The following is a 17,199-nucleotide window of genomic DNA, read 5'->3' on the forward strand; positions in this document are numbered from 1 at the left end:
AATGGATCAACGGTCGCGGGAAGGGGACCGGTACCGCTCGCGAGCGCTGCACCGGGGGTACACCGCGGCCTGGGTGCTCCTCGGGCTCGGCCCGCCGGTCGTCGCGGTGTGGGACCAATCCGCCGCCACGCGGTACTCGTCGCTGGCTTTGCTGGCCACGCTCGGCGTGAGCTATGGGATCGTCCAGGTGTTCCCGGGCAATCCCGTGCTGCGTCCGCCCGCGTACCTCGGGGTGCTGGCTCTCGGCCTGGGTGGGATGTCGTACCTGCTCGGCGGTGGCGCTGCCCTGTTCATCGCGACGCTTCCCCAGTTCTGGCTCCTCGCGCGCGGCCCGCGGAACGCGGTAGCCGTCAGCGGGGCCGCCGCCGCGCTGACCGTGGCCGGCGGCGCCCTGCGGCACGGGCTGGTCACCGGCAACGCCTTGTTCACCGTCCTCGGCTACGCCGTCGGTGTCGGGCTCGGGCTGCTCGTACACCGGATTCTCGACGAGAACGCCGCGCGCACCGACCGGTTGCGCGCCGAGCTGGCCGCCACCCAGCGGCGGCTGACCGAGGCGCACCAGCGTCAGGGCGCCGCCGACGAGCGTGAACGGATGGCCCGGGAGATCCACGACACCCTCGCGCAGGGCTTCGCGTCGATCGTCGTACTGGCCGAGGCCGCCCGCGCGGGCCTGGCGACCGCGCCGGACCGCGCCGCCCGCCAGCTGCTGTCCATCGAGCAGACCGCCCGGGAAAACCTCGCCGAGGCGCGCGTGCTCGTCGGGTCCGCACCCCCGAGCGGCACCGTCGCGGGCTCGATCGCCCAGACGCTGCGCCGGACCCTGGACCGGTTCGCCGAAGACACCGGGCTGGCCGTCGACGCGGACCTGCCCGATCTCGCATGCGACCAACCGACCCGCATCGCGCTGCTGCGCTGCACCCAGGAGTCGCTGGCCAACGTCCGCAAACACGCCGGCGCCACGACCGTGGGCGTCGTGCTGGCGCGCCGGCCCGACGGCATCGACCTGGAGATCACGGACGACGGGCGCGGCTTCACCGTGGCGACATCCCAGGGTTTTGGCCTCGAGGGCATGCGCAAGCGCCTGGCCGAGCTCGGCGGCGAACTCGTCGTCACCAGCTCTCCCGGCGAAGGCACCCGGGTCCTCGCCACGATTCCCACCAACGGCCAGGGGTGACATGACGGACGACAAGGTCCGCATCGTCGTCGTCGACGACCACGCGGTCATGCGCGCCGGGGTCGTCGCGCTGCTCGCCTCCGCACCGGGCATCGAGGTCGTCGCCGAGGCGGCGAACGGCCGGGAAGCGGTCGAACTCGTCGAGCGGCTCCGGCCCGACGTGGCGCTGGTCGACCTGCGGATGCCGGTACTCGACGGGGTCGAGGCGACCACCGAGATCGTCTCGCGCGGGCCCGGCACCCGGGTGCTGATCCTCACCACCTACGAGACCGACGCGGACATCGAGCGGGCGGTCGAAGCGGGCGCGATCGGCTACCTCCTCAAGGACACCACGCGCGAGCAGCTCGTCGACGCGATCCGTGCGGCGGCCCGGGGCGAGACCGTGCTCGCGCCGCGGGTCGCCCAGCGGCTGGTGGCCCGGATGCGGCAACCCGCCCCGGTGGCGCTGACGGCGCGGGAGGTGGACGTGCTCAACGCCGTGGCGGACGGACTGTCCAATGCGGACATCGGCCGGCGGCTGGTCATCGCGGAGGCCACCGTGAAGACCCACCTGCTGCGCATCTTCGCGAAGCTCGACGTCAGCGACCGCACCCACGCGGTGGTCGTCGCCCTCGAACGGGGCCTCATCACCCGCCCGCTCCCGTAGTCGTCATCCGGCCTGAGCGAGCGCCGCGTCGCGTCGCGGGTGCGCCCGCGCGCCGCCGTGGAGGTGGGCCAGGGCCAGCGCCGAGGGCAGCAGCGGCAGCCACGTGGCCAGCAGCCGGTATCCGAGCACCGCGGTCACGGCGGTCTGCGGGTCCGCGCCGACTCCGGTGAGCGTCAGACCGAGAAGGATGTCGAGGCTCCCCACACTGCCCGGTGACGGCACCAGCGCGGCGGCCGCACTGGCGGCGAGGTACGCGACGAGGACGTCCAGCACCGGCAGCGGCCGGCCGATCGCGTGCAGCACCGCGGTGACGGTGACCGTGTGCAGCAGCGGCCCGGCCGCCGAGCCGCCCCACAGCAACAGTGCCTGCCGCCGGTCCGTCAGCGTCGCGCGCACGGCGGCGACCTGTTCGCGCACGCGGGCCCGCAGCACCGAGCCACGCGCGCTGGCAAGGACCCACGCCACCGAGCCCACGACAGCCGCGGCCACGACCGACAGCACCAGTACATGCGGCGTGCCCAGGTCGGGACGGCAGACCGGCAACCGGTCGGGCGCGATCAGGCACAGGCTCACCAGAGCCGTCGCGTGGATGATCGCACCCGCGACGCTGGTGAGCGCCAGAGCGGTGAACGCGTCGGGGGCGGAGAGGCCACGCCGGCGCAGGAACCGGTGTGAGACGAGCGCGGCGCCGAGCCCCGCCGGCAGGAAAGCGTTGACGCAAACGCCGGCGAGCTGGCTGACGAACAGCTGGCGGCGCGGCAGCGCAAGCGCCACAGCGCCCTGCTGGCTGGCCGCCCCGGCGGCGTAGGTCAGCGCGATGGCGCAGGCGCCCACGGCAAGCCACGTCAGGTCGGCATTGGCGAGAGCACGCCCCGCGGAGACCAGCGACGGCCATTTCCAAATCGCGTAGCCGACGACCGCGGCGGGCGGCAGCAGGGCCAGAAGCATTCGGCTTCTCATAGCATTCATGCTGGTCGCCGCCGTGCCGCCGCCGACAGGCTCGACCGATGGAACCCGGCGTCCACCGGTCGATGGACGCGCCCCCGGCCGGCATGCCCCGCCATAACCGCGTGCCGGCATAGGGTGGGTCCGGCCGGTCTGGATGATGGGAGCCGCACCGATGGACACGCTGGGCCGGTTGGGTGAGGAGTACTTCCGCCTGCATTTCGCCGGCGATCCGTTCCAAGCCGCCGTCTTCGGCGTGCCCGGATACGACGCGGAGGTGCCCGACCCGAGTCGGGCCGCGGCCGAGCGGCGGCAGGCCGAGCTGGCCCGGCTCGCCGCGGAGCTCGCCACCGTCGACCGCGACGCCCTCGACCGGGAAGACCGGATCAGCCACGCGATCCTGAGCCGGCTGCTGCACGACGAGCGGCAGACCCTGCGCGGCGGTGTCACCGAGGTCGCCGTCACCGCCAGCATCGCCGGGCCGCTGGCACAAGTGGTGTCGACCGTGCCGGTGGGGACCGGTTCCGGCGAGGCGTACCTGGCCAGGCTCGAGAAGCTCAGCGGCTTCTTCGACCGGCACGCCGAGCGGTACCGGCAGGCGGCCACCGACGGGCGGTTTCCCACCGAGCTCGGCGTACGCCAGGCGATAGCCCAGGTCGACGCCTACCTCGCCACGCCTGTCGACCGCGACCCGCTGCTGCGCCCGGCGGCCGGACCGGACGCGCGCGTCGCCGAGGTCGTCGCTTCGGGGGTACGTCCGGCGCTGGCCCGCTTCCGGACGGCGCTCGCCGAGCACCTGCTGCCCGTCGGCCGGGCCGCTGAGCGCGTCGGGCTGTGCCACGTGCCCGGCGGCACCGACGCCTACCTCGGCCTGGTCCGCGCCTACACGACGACCGAGCTCGGGCCGGAGGAGATCCACCAGATCGGCCTGGACCTGGTGGCGGAGTTGCGAGAGGAGTTCGCCGAGCGCGGCGGCCGGACGCTGGGGACCAGCGACGTCGACGAGGTGCTCGTGCGGCTGCGCGAGGATCCCGGGCTCCGGTTCGGCGCCGCGCGGGAGATCGTCGACACCGTGACGGGCGCCCTGCGGCGGGCCGAGGAGGCGGTCCCGGACTGGTTCTCCAGCTACGACATCGCGCCGTGCGTGGTGCGCGAGATGGATCCGGCCGAGGCGGAAAACTCGGTGCTCGGCTACTACGTCGCCCCCGCCGCGGACGGCTCGCGCCCCGGCGCGCACGTGGTGAACACCTACCGGCCCGACCTGCGGCCGCGGTTCGAGTACGAGGTGCTGGCCTTCCACGAGAGCGTTCCCGGGCACCACCTCCAGATCGCGGTCGCCCAGTCCCGCGACGACCTGCCGCGGTTCCGGCGCTTCGCGTTCTTCGACGCGCACGGCGAGGGCTGGGGGCTGTACACCGAGCGACTTAGCGACGAGATGGGCCTGTACACCAACGACCTGAGCCGGCTCGGCATGGTGTCGTTCGACGCCTGGCGGGCGTGCCGCCTGGTGGTCGACACCGGCATGCACCACCTCGGCTGGTCCCGCGAACACGCCATCGCCTACATGCGCGTCAACACCGCGCTGTCGGAGACCAACATCGCCAACGAGGTCGACCGGTACATCGCGATGCCAGGGCAGGCACTGGCCTACATGATCGGGCGCCTGCGCATCCGCCAGCTACGTGACCGCGCCCGCGCCGCGCGCGGCCCGGCGTTCGACATCCGCGCGTTCCACCACGAGGTGCTCGCCCACGGGCCGCTCCCGCTGGACACGCTGGAAGACCTGCTATGAAGCTTCCGGAGTCGGGGTGTCTCGCCCTTCGTGAGTGGCTGTAGACATATTTGCCCATGTCCGCGTCACCTGTGGACCGTATGCTCCCGCGGGCACCGCTCCCGGCCGGCGGCTCGCAGGGCGAGCCGAGACCCCCGGCCGTCCACTGCCGGGCCCGCGGTGCAAGCCCCGGCCTCCGTCCTCTCGCAGAGATGCCACGAAGCGCATAACCATGCGACCCATACAGACCCCCTCGGCACACCGTCGTGGTCCCGACCGCTGCTCCCGCGGCCTCACTCACCCGCCGCTGGTCACGTCCACCCGCCCCGGTCCGCCCCGGCCCGGCCCGGCCCGGCCCCAAGAGGGCAGCCCTCTTGGGGATGAATTCTGTGAAGGGCTCCCATATACCCGTCCAGACGGGAATTTGGGAGGCCGTTGAGGACCGGTGGGCCGCGGCGGGGTTGGGCTTGGCGCGCGGAGCCGGCAGGGGAGGCCGGGGGTTTCGGCGAGCGCTGCGAGCCGCCGGCCGCAGCGGACTCCGGCGGGAGCGGCGGTGCTGACACAACCCGGGAAACCTGTTTCGAGGGGATCCCGACCCCGAAGGGTCTCGAAAGACCTTTCGGAGTCAGGGTTCGCGAGGGCGACCACAACGCACGGTCAAATCCGAGACAGGATTCTTCCCAGGTCCGCGTCAGCTGGAGACCGTATGCTCCCGCGGGCACCGCTCCCGGCCGGCGGCTCGCGGGCGAGCCGAAACCCCCGGCCGTCCACTGCCAGCTCCGCGGGACAAGCCCCGACCACCGCCAGCATCCTGACACAGCGTCACCAGCTGCGGTGTCGGGCTTTGGATCTAGAACGCTTAGGGTTGAAATAGCGCCCTAACTCTCCAAGATCTCGCACCGGACACCGTTCACGCCACCGCGGCGGTTACTCGCGGTGACGGCGCATCTGTCCGGTCTGTTGCCCGTCGCTTCGGCACGGGGCATTGTGGACAAACGAACTACGCGCGGGGTGAGCGTGACCAGCGGCGGACGGGTGAGGCCGCGGGAGCAGCGGTCTGGACCACGACGGACATCGCGGTAGCTCGAATCTGCTTGAAGCGAGCCCGAGACCGCGGCGACCCTAACTCCGAAAGGTCTCTAGATCTACTTCCAGACGATGCATAAATATCAACCACACCGATCATGACCCCCATCACCGCCAGCCACCCCCAAAGCCGCAGCCAGCATGCGAAGCACGGCTCCCACCGCAACCACCCACCAACAAGGCCGGAGCCCGAGGCCCTGCCGGAGGCGCCGAACTAACCGCAACCACGCACGCGGCCGCCGCCCGGGCGCACGAACGGGGCAGCTCGACAGCAACTGGTGAGCGCGACCAACAGCGGACGGGTGAGGCCGCGGGAGCAACGGACAGCAACCACGACGAACGTCGCGGTAGCTCAAATCTCCGTCTTTCGGATCGGGATCGCTGACCGTGCACACCGAGGCCGCATTCGCTGGGTGGTTCGCGGCCGGCGCGGCGCCTGTGTCATCGTCGCGGGCATGAGCATCGAACCGGCGGTGTGGCGTCGGCCCGGGCCGACGGCGGAGCAGCGACGCAACGACGTCTTCGTCGGGCTGGCGGTCGCGGCGGTCGCCCAGCTCAACCTTGTGTTGGCGACGAGCGCCGGCGCGTTCATCATCGGCCCGCCACCGAGCCGGCTGGAGCAGATCCTGTGGCCGCTCGCGGTCACGTTGCCGCTCACGGTGCGCCGGCGGTGGCCGGAAGCGGTGGCGATCGTGATCTCGGCGGCCTTCATCGTGGCGCAGATTCGCCACTCGCCGGAGCAGCAGGTGTCCAACGGCGCCCTCTATGTGGCGATTTACACGCTCGGGGCCTGGGGCCGGGACCGGAGGCGGGCCCGGTGGGTGCGGATCGCCATCATCGCCGCGATGTTCGGCTGGCTGGCCGTCGCGATGGTCCTCGACGCGTCCGACCTGCCGGAGGACGCCTTCTCCGACGCCGCCGGTCCGCTGGAGCCGCTACTCGCGGCCATCGCCAGCGGGGTGCTGCTGAACGCGCTCTTCTTCGGGTTCGCCTACGTCTTCGGCGAGACCGCGTGGACCTCGGCCCGCCGCCGGCATCAGCTGGAGGTGCAGGCGCAGGAGCTGCGGCGGTTGGCGGCGGAGGTCGGGGAGCAGGCGGTGATCGGGGAGCGGGTGCGCATCGCCCGCGAGTTGCACGATGTCGTCGCCCACCACGTGTCGGTGATGGGCGTGCAGGCCTCGGCCACGCGCCGGGTGATGGACCGGGATCCGGCCAAGGCGCGCACCGCGCTCGCCGCCGTCGAGCAGAGCGCCCGCACCGCCGTCGACGAACTGCGCCGCATGCTCAACCTGCTGCGGGCGACCGGCGGCGCGGAGGAACGGCCCAGCGTGTCCGGTGTGGACCGTCTCGACGAGCTGGTCGCCAACGCCCGCGACGCCGGGCTCACGGCGACCCTGGGTGTGTACGGTGAGCCGGTGCCGCTTCCCGAGTCACTGTCCCAGGCGGCGTTCCGGATCGTGCAGGAGGCGGTCACGAACACGCTCAAGCACGCGAACGCCTCCGCGATCGACGTGCGCGTCCGGTACCACGCCGCGGAGCTGGAAATCGACGTCACCGACGACGGCAGCGGCGCCCCGCCCGGCGCGCCCGCCGGGGTCGGGCTGGGCCTGATCGGCATGCGGGAGCGGGTCGCCGCGCATGACGGCACGCTGGAGGCCCGCTCGCGTTCCGGCGGCGGCTACCGGGTCCGCGCACGCTTTCCGCTCGCCGAAAACCAGGCGGTGCCGGCGTGATCCGGGTGCTGGTGGTCGACGACCACCAGCTCGTGCGGACGGGGTTCCGGGTCATCCTCGAGATCGAGGAGGACATCGAGGTGATCGGGGAGGCGTCCGACGGGGCGCAGGCCGTCGAGCTCGCCGCCGCCGCCCGCCCTGACGTGGTGCTGATGGACGTGGAGATGCCGGGCGTCGACGGGCTCGAGGCGACCCGCCGCATCGTGGCCGCGGACGCCGGTCCGGCCGTGCTGATCCTCACCACGTTCGACCGCGACGACTACCTCTTCGCCGCGCTGCAAGCCGGGGCTAGCGGCTTCCTGCTGAAGAACGGAACGCCGGAGGCCCTGGTTGACGCCATCCGCGTGGTCGCCCGCGGCGACGCGCTGCTGGCGCCAGAGATCACCCGCCGGGTCATCGCGACGTTCACCAAGCGGGGCGGGAGCACCCGCTCCGACGGCGCACGGCTGTCCGAGCTGACCCCCCGCGAGCACGAGGTGCTGGTGCTGCTGGCCGGCGGTGCGACCAACGCCGAGATCGCCGACACGCTCGTACTCGGCGAGGCCACCGTCAAGACCCATGTCAGCCGGGTGCTCGCCAAGCTGGGCCTGCGCGACCGCACCCAGGCCGTCGTGTTCGCGTACGAGCACGGGGTCGTTACGCCGGGCGGCTGACCCGGGTCCGTCGCGCGGGGGACCTCGACGATCGATCCCACGTCGGACGCGCCGGCGGTCCGGCCTCCATAGCGTCGAGGCATGACACAGTTGCTGCGTCTCGACGGGCTGAACCGGGCCTTCGGCGAGCGGCAGGCGCTCAAGGACGTCACGTTCGACGTGGCACCGGGACGGCTGACCGGCTTCGTCGGCGCCAACGGCGCCGGCAAAACGACCACCATGCGGATCATCCTCGGCGTACTCGCCGCCGACTCCGGCACGGTGACCTGGGGCGGCGCCCCGCTCACCCGGGCCGACCGGCGGCGCTTCGGCTACATGCCGGAGGAGCGCGGCCTCTACCCCAAGATGACCGTCCGGGAACAGCTGACCTACCTCGGCCGCCTGCACGGCCTCGCCGCCGGCACGGTCGCGCGGAACATCACGGGCCTGCTCGACCGGCTCGGGATCGGGGAGCGGGCCGACGAGCAACTGGAGAAGCTGTCGCTGGGCAACCAGCAGCGGGCCCAGATCGCGGCCGCGCTGGTGCACGGGCCGGAGCTGCTGGTCCTGGACGAGCCGTTCTCCGGCCTCGACCCGATCGCCGTGGACACCGTGGTGGCCGTGCTGCGCGAGCAGACCGCTCGCGGCGTACCGGTGCTGTTCTCCAGCCACCAGCTCGACGTGGTCGAGCGACTCTGCGACGACCTTGTCATCATCGGCGACGGCGCCGTCCTCACCGCCGGCCGCCGGGACGAGCTCCGGGCGGCGTACGCCCTTCCCCGGTACGAGATCCGGGTCGACGGCGACGCCGGGTGGCTGCGCGACCAGCCCGGCGTGACCATGGTCGACCTCGACGGGCCGCGCGCGGTGTTCGACCTCGACGCCGGGGTCGAGGAGCAGTCCGTGTTGCGGGCGGCGCTCGACCGCGGGCCGGTACGCGCGTTCAGCCCCGTCTCCCCGTCGCTGGCCGAGATCTTCCGGGAGGTCGCCCGATGACCACGTTCGACACCGTGCGCCTTGTCGCCGCCCGGGAGATCCGGGTCAAGCTGCGGGACAAGACGTTCCTCGTGAGTACGGCCATCTTCCTGCTCGTCGTGATCGCCGCGACGGTACTGCCGGGACTCCTCGACGGCGGCGACGACGCGTCGTCGGTGGCCGCCGCCCCCGGCCCGGCCGCGACCGCGTTGGCCGACGCCGGTCTTGACGTCCGTACCGTCGCCGACGACGCCGCGGCCGAGCGGCTGGTCCGCGACGGTGACGTCGACGCGGCCGTGGTCGCCGGCCCGCGGGTACTGGCCATGGAAGAAGCGCCCTCCGACGTCGTGGAGGCGCTCAGTGCGCAACCGCCCGTCGAGCTGCTCGACCCGGAAGCCGTCAACGAGACGCTCGCGTTCCTCGTCCCGTACGCGTTCGCGTTCGTCTTCTTCATCACCTCGCTGACGTTCGGCCTCCAGATCGCCCAGAGCATCACCGAGGAGAAGCAGACCCGCGTGGTGGAGATCCTCGTCGCGACCATCCCGGTACGCGTGCTGCTGGCCGGCAAGGTCGTCGGCGGCACCGTGCTCGCGTTCGGGCAGATCGCGCTGATCGCCGCGGTGGGCGTCGTCGGCGTCCAGTTCGGCGACGCGCCGGACAACCTGCTGTCGCTGCTCGGCCCGGCGATCGGGTGGTTCATCCCGTTCTTCGTTCTCGGCTTCGTGATGCTGGCGGCGCTGTGGGCGGCCGTCGGCGCGCTGGTCAACCGCCAGGAAGACATCGCCGGCGCGTCGATGCCCGTCCAGATCGCGATGATGCTGCCGTTCTTCGCCGTGATCGTCCTACAGGACAACGCGCCGGTGATGAAGCTTCTGTCGTACCTGCCGTTGTCCTCGCCGACGGCGATGCCGGCCCGACTGTTCGACGGGGAGGCCGCCGGCTGGGAGCCGGTGCTGTCACTGGCGCTGCTGGCCCTCACCTCGGCGGCGATGGTGCTCGTGGGAGCCAGGATCTACGAGGGCTCGCTGCTGCGTACCAACGGCCGCACGAAGATGGCGACCGCCTGGCGGGACCGCGAGGCGGCCCGACTGCCCGGCTGACCACCTTGGGGGAGGCGGCGCGCTGGGACGCGCCGCCTCCCGACGGGGTCAGGTCATCGGCTCCACCCAGATGTTGCGGTAGTACAGGTTCGGGCCCGGGTCGCCGTGGTCCTGTAGCCGGATCGGGCCTACCGACGGCCCCTCGGGCGCGCCGGCGCCGGTGGGTCCGTCGATCTGGGCGTTGTTGTGGATGGTGACGCCGTTCCACACGACCGTGACGCGGGCGTTCTCGGTCTTGACGCCGGAGGCGTTGAAGCGGGCGGCGCGGAAGGTGACGTCGTAGGTCTGCCAGGTCTGCGGCGCGGTGGCCGCGTTGACGGACGGCGCCAGCTTGCCGTAGATGGAGCCGCATTCGTCGTTGGCCGGCGTGGTGTCGCCCCACGAGTCCAGCACCTGGAGCTCGTAGCGGTCCTGTAGGTAGATCCCGCTGTTGGCCCGGGCCTGCCCGGTGACGTCCGGCGGAAGGTTGGGCAGCCAGAACTCGATGTGCAGCCGGAAGTCGCCGAAGCTCTGCCGGCTGCGGATGTCGCCGCCGAGCACCTCGACCCCGCCGTTGCCCAGCGGCCAGGTCACCGCGCCACCGTTGCCGCTGACGAAGTTGTCCATATTGGAGCCGTCGAACAGCACCACGCGTCCGGGGTTCGAGCCGGTGCCGTACGCCTCGAACTCGTAGATGCGGGCCGCGGTGTCGGTGTTGTTGGTCGGTGCGGTGATGTTCAGCCGTACGTACCTGGCTTGGGTGGCGGTGATGTTGTGGGTGGTGGTGTTGGCCGTGTTGCCGGTGACGGTCGCGACGGTTGTCCAGGCGGTGCCGTTGGTGCTGACCTGGATGGTGAAGTCGCGGGTGTTCCAGGCGGTGTTCTCGCCGCCGGCGCCGGCGTGCTTGACCACGAACTGGCTGACCGTCTGGGTGGCGCCCAGGTCGACCTGGAGCCACTTGGTCGCGCCCGACGAGCACCACTTGTCGGTGTTGCCGCCGGTGGTGCTGCCGTTGACCGCCTGAGCCGGGCCCTCGTTCGCGTTGCAGGAGCTGTCCGCGGTGGCCGGCCGGCCCAGCGCGAGGTTCGTCGGCGGTGGCGCCGCCGAGCCGTACGCCTCGAACTCGTAGATCCGGGCCGCGGTGTTTCCGTCGCTGCTCGGCGCCGTGACGTTCAGGCGGAGGTACCTGGCCTGGGTGGCGGTGATGTTGTGGGTGGTGACGTTGGCCGTGTTGCCGGTGACGGTCGCGACGGTCGTCCAGGCGGTGCCGTTGGTGCTGACCTGGATGGTGAAGTCGCGGGTGTTCCACGCGGTGTTCTCACCGCCGGCGCCGGCGTGCCTGACCACGAACTGGCTGACCGTCTGGGTGAAGCCGAGATCCACCTGGAGCCACTTGCTGGCGCCCTGCGAGCACCACTTGTCGAGGTTGCCGCCGGTGACGGTGCCATTGACCGCCTTCGCCGGGCCCTCGGTGGTCGCGCACGAGCTGTCCGCGGTGGCCGGCCTGCCCAGCGCCAGGTTGGTGGCGGCCTGCTGGCCCGGGATGGCGTTGAGGGTGTACCAGACCTCGGTGCTCCACAGCGACTGCCCGTTGGCGGCGCTGAACGGCTTGGGCGACCGGATGTGCACCACCCGGCCGGCCTTGAGACCGCTGATCGCCAGGGTGACCTTCTTGCCGTCCGCCGACAGGGTGGCCGAGCTGACCGCCAGGGTCTCCTCGTCGACCTTCGGTCCGCCGTACGCCGCGGTCGGCACGTAGCGCCACTGCTTGACCCGGTACTTGGTGGCCAGGGCGGTGGCCGTCGCGGCCGACAGCGGTTGGGTGTACTCGATCTCGAACCCGTTGGGCAACGCCCGCATCGCCAGCATGTCGAAGGGGTTGGCGCCGTTCGGGGTCAGCTTTTGCAGGCCGTAGGTGAGCTTGCCGGTCTGGCCCCAGTTGCCGCCGGCGCCGAGCCCGCCGACGTAGATGGCACCGTCGGGGCCGACGTTGACCTCCGAGACGCCGGCCTCCAGGCCCTGGGTCATCCGGAACAGGGCGCCCTGGTACTCCCCGTTGACCTTCTCCAGGAACGCCCGCTGGAGGCCGCCGTAGGTGACGTCACCGATGACCATCTGCCCGGCGAAGATGCCGTTCGGCAGCAGCACCGGCGTGCTGGGCGAGTTGGCGATCTCGTTTTGCGGCATCCACAGCACCGGCGCGGTGGGCGGGTTGCCGTCGAACGGGCCGGACGGGTTCATGTAGTGGTTGAAGAACCGGTCCTGCTTGACGTGCAGCAGCTTCGACGACGGCAGCCAGCCGCCCTGGTTGTCGGTGACGAAGACGCTGTCTTCCGGACCCCAGCCGATGCCGTGCGGGGTGCGCAGGCCACCGGCCACATAGGACACCGCACCGGTCGACCGGTTGATCCTGATGGTCGTGCCACGGTTGGCCGCGGGTTGCGGGTTGGTCGTCGCGCCGCCGTAGTCGATGCCCACGGAGAGGTTGACGTAGAAGAACCCGTCCCGGTAGAGCAGGCCGAACGCGAACTCGTGGAACGTCCCGCCGTACGGCCACGTGGCGATCGTGTTGTACTGGTCGGCCACCTCGTCGCCGTTGGTGTCGACCAATGCGGTCAGCCGCTGTTTCTCGGTGACGTACACGATGCCGTCGACGATCTTGAGTCCCATCGGCTCCTTGAGGTTGCCGCCGATCTTCTTGACCGTGACGGTGCCCGGCCCGGAGGTGTTGCCGAGGATGAACACCTCGCCCGCCTGGGACGTGCCGGAGTCGTCGCTGCCACCCCAGGTGCTGACGACGAGGCGGCCGTCGGGCAGCCAGTCCATGCCGGTCACCTTCGGCTGGAAGCTGGCCGGGCGCAGGTTGGTCAGGGTGTAGCCGGGATGCACGCCGGTGAGCTGGAGGCCGTCGCCGGGGGAGTCGCCGGTGGCTTCGCACTCCTTGCGGCCGGGCGCGGTCACCCGCACGACACCGGCGTCGGTGCTGAGTACCGAGTTGGGCACGAGCGTGAACGCGGACGCGCCCGGCGGCCGCCAGTCCAGGGTGAGCTGCTGATCGACCTCGCGCTCGAAGTGCTCGATCCGGAGCGAGTGGTACCCGGTCGACAGATCGATGGTGCCTTCCATCGGGGTGGCGCCGTGCAGGCCGTCGTGGTTGACGACGAGGGTGTCGTCGATGAACAGCCGGGATCCGTCATCGCTGGTCAGCCGGAACGTGTAGCTGCCGGCCTGACTGATGTTGATGTTGCCGAGGACGTGCGCGACGAAGAAGTTGTCGAAGCCGAAGTCGCTGACGGCCGACCAGTTGATCGTGGGCATCAGCTTGTCCACATTGGGCGTCTGCCCGGACTTGAGGACGCAGAGCTGGCTGAGCGGTGTCTGCACGTCGTAGACCCGCAAGGTCACGCCCGGCTCCTGCGGTGGTGGAGCCGCCTGCGCCCCGGACGGCACGGCGGTGACCGCCATCGCCGTGGCCAGCGCCAACATGACGGATGTTCTCGGGTGGCGGCCACGCCGCCATCGCTGCCAACTGCCCATCGTTTCTCCTTGAACGGGGGTACGGGCAACGGCGGCGAGGGCCCGACGCGGGACAACGTTGTCAGGGCGATGCCGGCGTCACCCATCGGAGGGAAACGCGGATCTCCTTGCGACCGACGTGGCATCGCCGAATGGCCAACTGTCGTGAGCGACACGCTAGGTGACTTTCGTCGATGTGTCCAGATGTTTACGTCGATACATCTGCAACTTTGATTGGAATCTTGAAAAGCTAGCGGATCGTTCCCGCTCGATGGTGCATCCGGTCCTTTGTCCACACTGGCCGGGGCGCCCCCTTCGGAAGAGCTTTCGGGGGCAGGGTCGCCGTCCGTCGTGAGGTTCCTTCGAGGCGGATTTGCCCGCGTCCGCGTCAGCGGCGGACCGTATGCTCCCGCGGGCACCGCTCCCGGCCGGCGGCTCGCGGGCGAGCCGAAACCTCCGGCCGTCCGCTGCCGGGTCCGCGGGACAAGCCCCGAGCGGTCTTCGCGGGTGACCGCGACCAACCGCGAAGAGTGAGGCCGCGGGAGCGACGGTCTGGACCACGGCGGACATCGCGGTAGCTCGAATCCTCTGGTTTATATCGGGATCAGAGGCCAAGCCGCCCCGACTGCGGAAGCTGGCCAGCCTGTGGCACGCCCGCCGACGCGGTGCTCAGCAGGCTGCGCGCCGCGGCATCGACGCTCGCTTTGGCGGCCGGCAGCAACGGGAGCCGGACGTGCGGGCTGGGGATGCGGCCCCGCGCGTGCAGCACGCCCTTGATCACCGCGGGGTTGGGCTCGGCGAAAAGGGCGGCGGACAGTCGCGCGAGATGGCGGCCCAGCGTCCGTCCCCGCGTCGTCCGTCCGGCGTGCCAGGCCTCGTCCAGCGCGACGAAGTCCGCCGTGGCCAGGTGGGCGGAGGCCGCGATGGCGCCGTGCGCGCCGAGTGCGAGCATCGGCGACAGCAGCACGTCGGTGGCGGCCAGTACGGCGAACCCGGCCGGCGGGTCGGTGATCAGATCGACCGCGTCGGCGTCGAGGGCGGTGGGCGCGTACTTGACGCCGATCACCGCGTCGATGGCGGCCAGCCGGCGCACCGCGTCGGCGGACAGCTCCTGCCCGGTGCGGTGTGGCACGTGGTACACCACCATAGGCACGTGGCTCGCCACCGCCAGCGCGGCGAAATGCGCCACCACGCCGTCCTCGCCGGGACGTACGAAGGGCGGCACCAGGCACAGCGAGGCGGTCACCGCCGGGTGCCCTTGCAGTGTGCGTAGCTCCTCGGCGGTGTTGGCCCCGGCCAAAAGCGGTACGCCGCGTCGCTGGCAGATCGCGTTCAGCACGTCCAGCACCCCGGCGCGCTCGGCGGTGCTCAGCGCGCTCGGCTCGGCGGTGGTGCCGAGGGCCACCAGCCCGGCGGCGCCGGCCGCCAGCGCGTCGTGGGCGAGGGTCTCCAGCGCCCCGAAGGCCACCGTCCCGTCCTCGTCGAAGGGAGTGATCAGCGGGACGTACACACCGGTCAACGTCATGGGTCCCACCCTGGAGCCCGCCACACATAAGATCCAGTTCCGATTTCTGTACAGATCCGTAACCTGAGCTAATGCTCGACGCGCGACGGCTGCGGCTGCTCAGCGACCTGGACCGGCTCGGCACGATCGCCGCCGTCGCGGCCGTCCACGCGTATACGCCTTCGGCGGTCTCCCAGCAGTTGGCGGCGTTGGAACGCGAGGCCGGCGTCGCGCTGCTCCAGCGCAGCGGCCGCCGGGTCGCGCTCACGGCGGCCGGGCAGGTGCTTGTCCGCCACGCCGCGACGGTGCTGACCGCGCTGGAGGAGACGAGCGCCGCGCTCGCCGCCGTGCGGTCCGGGCCCGCCGGGCTGATCCGCATCGGCGCCCATCCCACCGCGGCACGCACGGTGCTGCCCGCGGCGCTGGTCGCGCTCGGCCGCGACCATCCCGCGCTGGAACTGTCGGTCAGCGAACTCGACCCGGTCGCGGTGCCCGGCGCGCTGCGCGACCGCCGGCTCGACGTGGGTCTGCTGCACGACTACGACGTGGTGCCGGCCGCCGCCGACCCGGCGCTGGAGTCGGTGGCGTTGCTGGACGAGACGGTGTACCTGGCCGTCGCGCCGGACGCGCCGATCACCACGCTCGCCGACGCCCGCGACGTCGCCTGGATCCTGGCCAGCCCCGGCACGCTGTGCCACGAGGTCGCGTCCCGGGTCTGCCGGGGCGCCGGCTTCACGCCGCGGGTCCGCCACCACGTCGACGACTTCGGTGCGGTGCTCGCCCTTGTCGCGGCCGGCCAGGGGGTCGCGCTGGTGCCCCAGCTCGCGGCGGTCACACCAGATCCCGGCGTACGGCTGATCGCCGCGCCGACCCGGCGGCGCACCCGGATCGGCTACCGCCGCGGTGCGGCCGCCTACCCGGCGGTGGCGGCCGTGGTCGCCGCGCTGCACGCCGCCACCCTCGAGTTCCTCCGCGGCTGATTGCAGGAATGTTGCCGGGAGATGTCTTGTGGCTGGGACGACCGCCGTCGTAGCCTGACGGGCACCGACGACTCGATGCGCATCGACAATTCCTCCGGGAGGTGTCATGGCGGCGTTCACCAGCAAGGACGTCGCGCGCATCGCCGGTGTCTCGCAGAGCACCGTGTCCTACGTGATGACCGGCAAGCGACCCATCTCCGAGCGGACCCGGCGGCGGGTCCTGGACGCGATGGAGCAGCTCACCTACGAGCCGCACTCCGGTGCCCGGGCTCTCGCGGGACGGCGCACCCAGGTCGTCGGTCTGGTCGTGCCCTTCGGGGCCGGCGGCCAGACTTTCGGGTTGATGCCGTTCATCGAGACCATCGCCAGCTCGGCCCGCGCCCACGACCACGAGGTGCTGCTCGTGACCGCGGACGAGGGCTCCGCGGGCTTGCGGCGCCTCGCCGGACGCGCCCTGTGCGACGCGATCATCATGATGGACATCGAGGAGCAGGACGACCGGGTGCCGGTGGCCGCGGCGCTGTCGGTTCCGGTGGTGCTCATCGGTGTCCCGGCCGACCCGGCCGGGCTGCACTGCGTCGACCTCGACTTCGAGGCGGCGGCGCGGATCGCCGTCGAGGAGCTGGCCGACACCGGGCACGACGAGATCGTCGTGGTGGGTTACACGGCCTCGGCGATGGAGCGTGGCCTCAACTTCGCCGTCCGCGTCCTGCGGTCGGCGCGGCGGTGGGCGCGCGAGCGCGGCCTTCCGCTGACGGTGATCGAACCGGTCGAGCGTGGACGGGAGGCCGCCGCGAAGGCGGTCGACCAGCTTCTCGCCCGGCGGAGCGGCGGACGTCTCGGCGTGCTGGTGCCGCACAACGATTCGATCGCGCCGATAATGCACGCCCTGCGTAAGCGGGACGTCGTGCCCGGCCGTGACATCTCCCTGATCGGCATCAGCCCCGACCGTGAGGCCGAGGAGTCCGATCCGCCCTACACGAATGTCTCCGAGGAACCACGCGACGTCTCGCGGCGCGCGATGGAGACGCTTTTCTGGTTGCTCGACCCGAGTTCCGGGGTGGAACGTCCCGCGATCGACCTGGTCGCGCCACGACTCACCCGTCGTACGACCGTGCTGCCACCCCCCTCCAACTGATCACCGGCGGCCCCGGCCAC

Annotated in this window: 12 protein-coding genes; 9 read left to right on the forward strand and 3 right to left on the reverse strand. The window is 71.5% G+C overall.

Annotation, left to right across the window (positions count from 1 at the left end; translation table 11 throughout):
- Position 1: 1 nt before the first annotated feature.
- Complete coding sequence (locus ACTMTJ_RS20390; protein ID WP_441218847.1) at positions 2-1,174, forward strand: sensor histidine kinase; 1,173 nt, start codon at positions 2-4, stop codon at positions 1,172-1,174.
- 1 nt (position 1,175) lies between these two features.
- Entirely contained in the window at positions 1,176-1,820 is a 645-nt protein-coding gene (locus ACTMTJ_RS20395; protein WP_441218849.1) for a response regulator, read from the forward strand.
- A gap of 3 nt (positions 1,821-1,823) precedes the next feature.
- Here the strand turns inward: ACTMTJ_RS20395 and ACTMTJ_RS20400 are convergent, their stop codons facing one another.
- The gene (locus ACTMTJ_RS20400) at positions 1,824-2,780 is read right to left on the reverse strand and encodes a lysylphosphatidylglycerol synthase transmembrane domain-containing protein (protein WP_441218851.1); all 957 of its coding nucleotides are present in this window, start codon (positions 2,778-2,780) and stop codon (positions 1,824-1,826) included.
- Between the two features lie 160 nt (positions 2,781-2,940).
- Here ACTMTJ_RS20400 and ACTMTJ_RS20405 point away from each other — a divergent pair, with 160 nt between their 5' ends.
- The 5 genes from ACTMTJ_RS20405 to ACTMTJ_RS20425 all read left to right on the forward strand — a co-directional run bounded on the left by ACTMTJ_RS20405 (position 2,941) and on the right by ACTMTJ_RS20425 (position 10,062).
- Complete coding sequence (locus ACTMTJ_RS20405) at positions 2,941-4,557, forward strand: DUF885 domain-containing protein (RefSeq protein WP_441218853.1); 1,617 nt, start codon at positions 2,941-2,943, stop codon at positions 4,555-4,557.
- 1,520 nt (positions 4,558-6,077) lie between these two features.
- Entirely contained in the window at positions 6,078-7,355 is a 1,278-nt protein-coding gene (locus ACTMTJ_RS20410; RefSeq protein ID WP_441218855.1) for a sensor histidine kinase, read from the forward strand.
- Positions 7,352-8,008 carry a response regulator gene (locus tag ACTMTJ_RS20415; RefSeq protein ID WP_441218857.1) on the forward strand — a complete coding sequence of 219 codons (657 nt, stop codon included), beginning with the start codon at positions 7,352-7,354 and terminating at the stop codon, positions 8,006-8,008. The genes ACTMTJ_RS20410 and ACTMTJ_RS20415 overlap by 4 nt, the downstream gene beginning before the upstream one ends.
- A gap of 81 nt (positions 8,009-8,089) precedes the next feature.
- A complete protein-coding gene (locus ACTMTJ_RS20420; RefSeq protein WP_441218859.1) occupies positions 8,090-8,983 on the forward strand; it encodes an ABC transporter ATP-binding protein in 894 nt (297 codons plus the stop codon).
- On the forward strand, positions 8,980-10,062 hold the full coding sequence (locus ACTMTJ_RS20425; protein WP_441218861.1) for an ABC transporter permease: 1,083 nt from the start codon (positions 8,980-8,982) through the stop codon (positions 10,060-10,062). Before ACTMTJ_RS20420 ends, ACTMTJ_RS20425 begins: the two co-directional genes overlap by 4 nt.
- A 48-nt stretch (positions 10,063-10,110) precedes the next feature.
- Here ACTMTJ_RS20425 and ACTMTJ_RS20430 read toward each other — a convergent pair whose 3' ends face one another.
- Both ACTMTJ_RS20430 and ACTMTJ_RS20435 read right to left on the reverse strand, forming a co-directional pair.
- Positions 10,111-13,527 (reverse strand): galactose-binding domain-containing protein, encoded by a 3,417-nt coding sequence (locus ACTMTJ_RS20430; RefSeq protein ID WP_441218863.1) that lies wholly within the window; start codon positions 13,525-13,527, stop codon positions 10,111-10,113.
- 634 nt (positions 13,528-14,161) lie between these two features.
- Complete coding sequence (locus ACTMTJ_RS20435; RefSeq protein WP_441218864.1) at positions 14,162-15,082, reverse strand: dihydrodipicolinate synthase family protein; 921 nt, start codon at positions 15,080-15,082, stop codon at positions 14,162-14,164.
- A 71-nt stretch (positions 15,083-15,153) separates the two neighbouring features.
- Here ACTMTJ_RS20435 and ACTMTJ_RS20440 point away from each other — a divergent pair, with 71 nt between their 5' ends.
- Positions 15,154-16,041, forward strand: a complete 888-nt coding sequence (locus tag ACTMTJ_RS20440) for a LysR substrate-binding domain-containing protein (RefSeq protein ID WP_441218866.1) — start codon at positions 15,154-15,156, stop codon at positions 16,039-16,041.
- A gap of 106 nt (positions 16,042-16,147) precedes the next feature.
- A complete protein-coding gene (locus ACTMTJ_RS20445; protein WP_441218868.1) occupies positions 16,148-17,179 on the forward strand; it encodes a LacI family DNA-binding transcriptional regulator in 1,032 nt (343 codons plus the stop codon).
- The last annotated feature ends 20 nt before the right edge of the window (positions 17,180-17,199 follow it).

Source organism: Phytohabitans sp. LJ34 (assembly GCF_052068095.1).
In the GTDB taxonomy this organism is placed as follows: domain Bacteria; phylum Actinomycetota; class Actinomycetes; order Mycobacteriales; family Micromonosporaceae; genus Phytohabitans.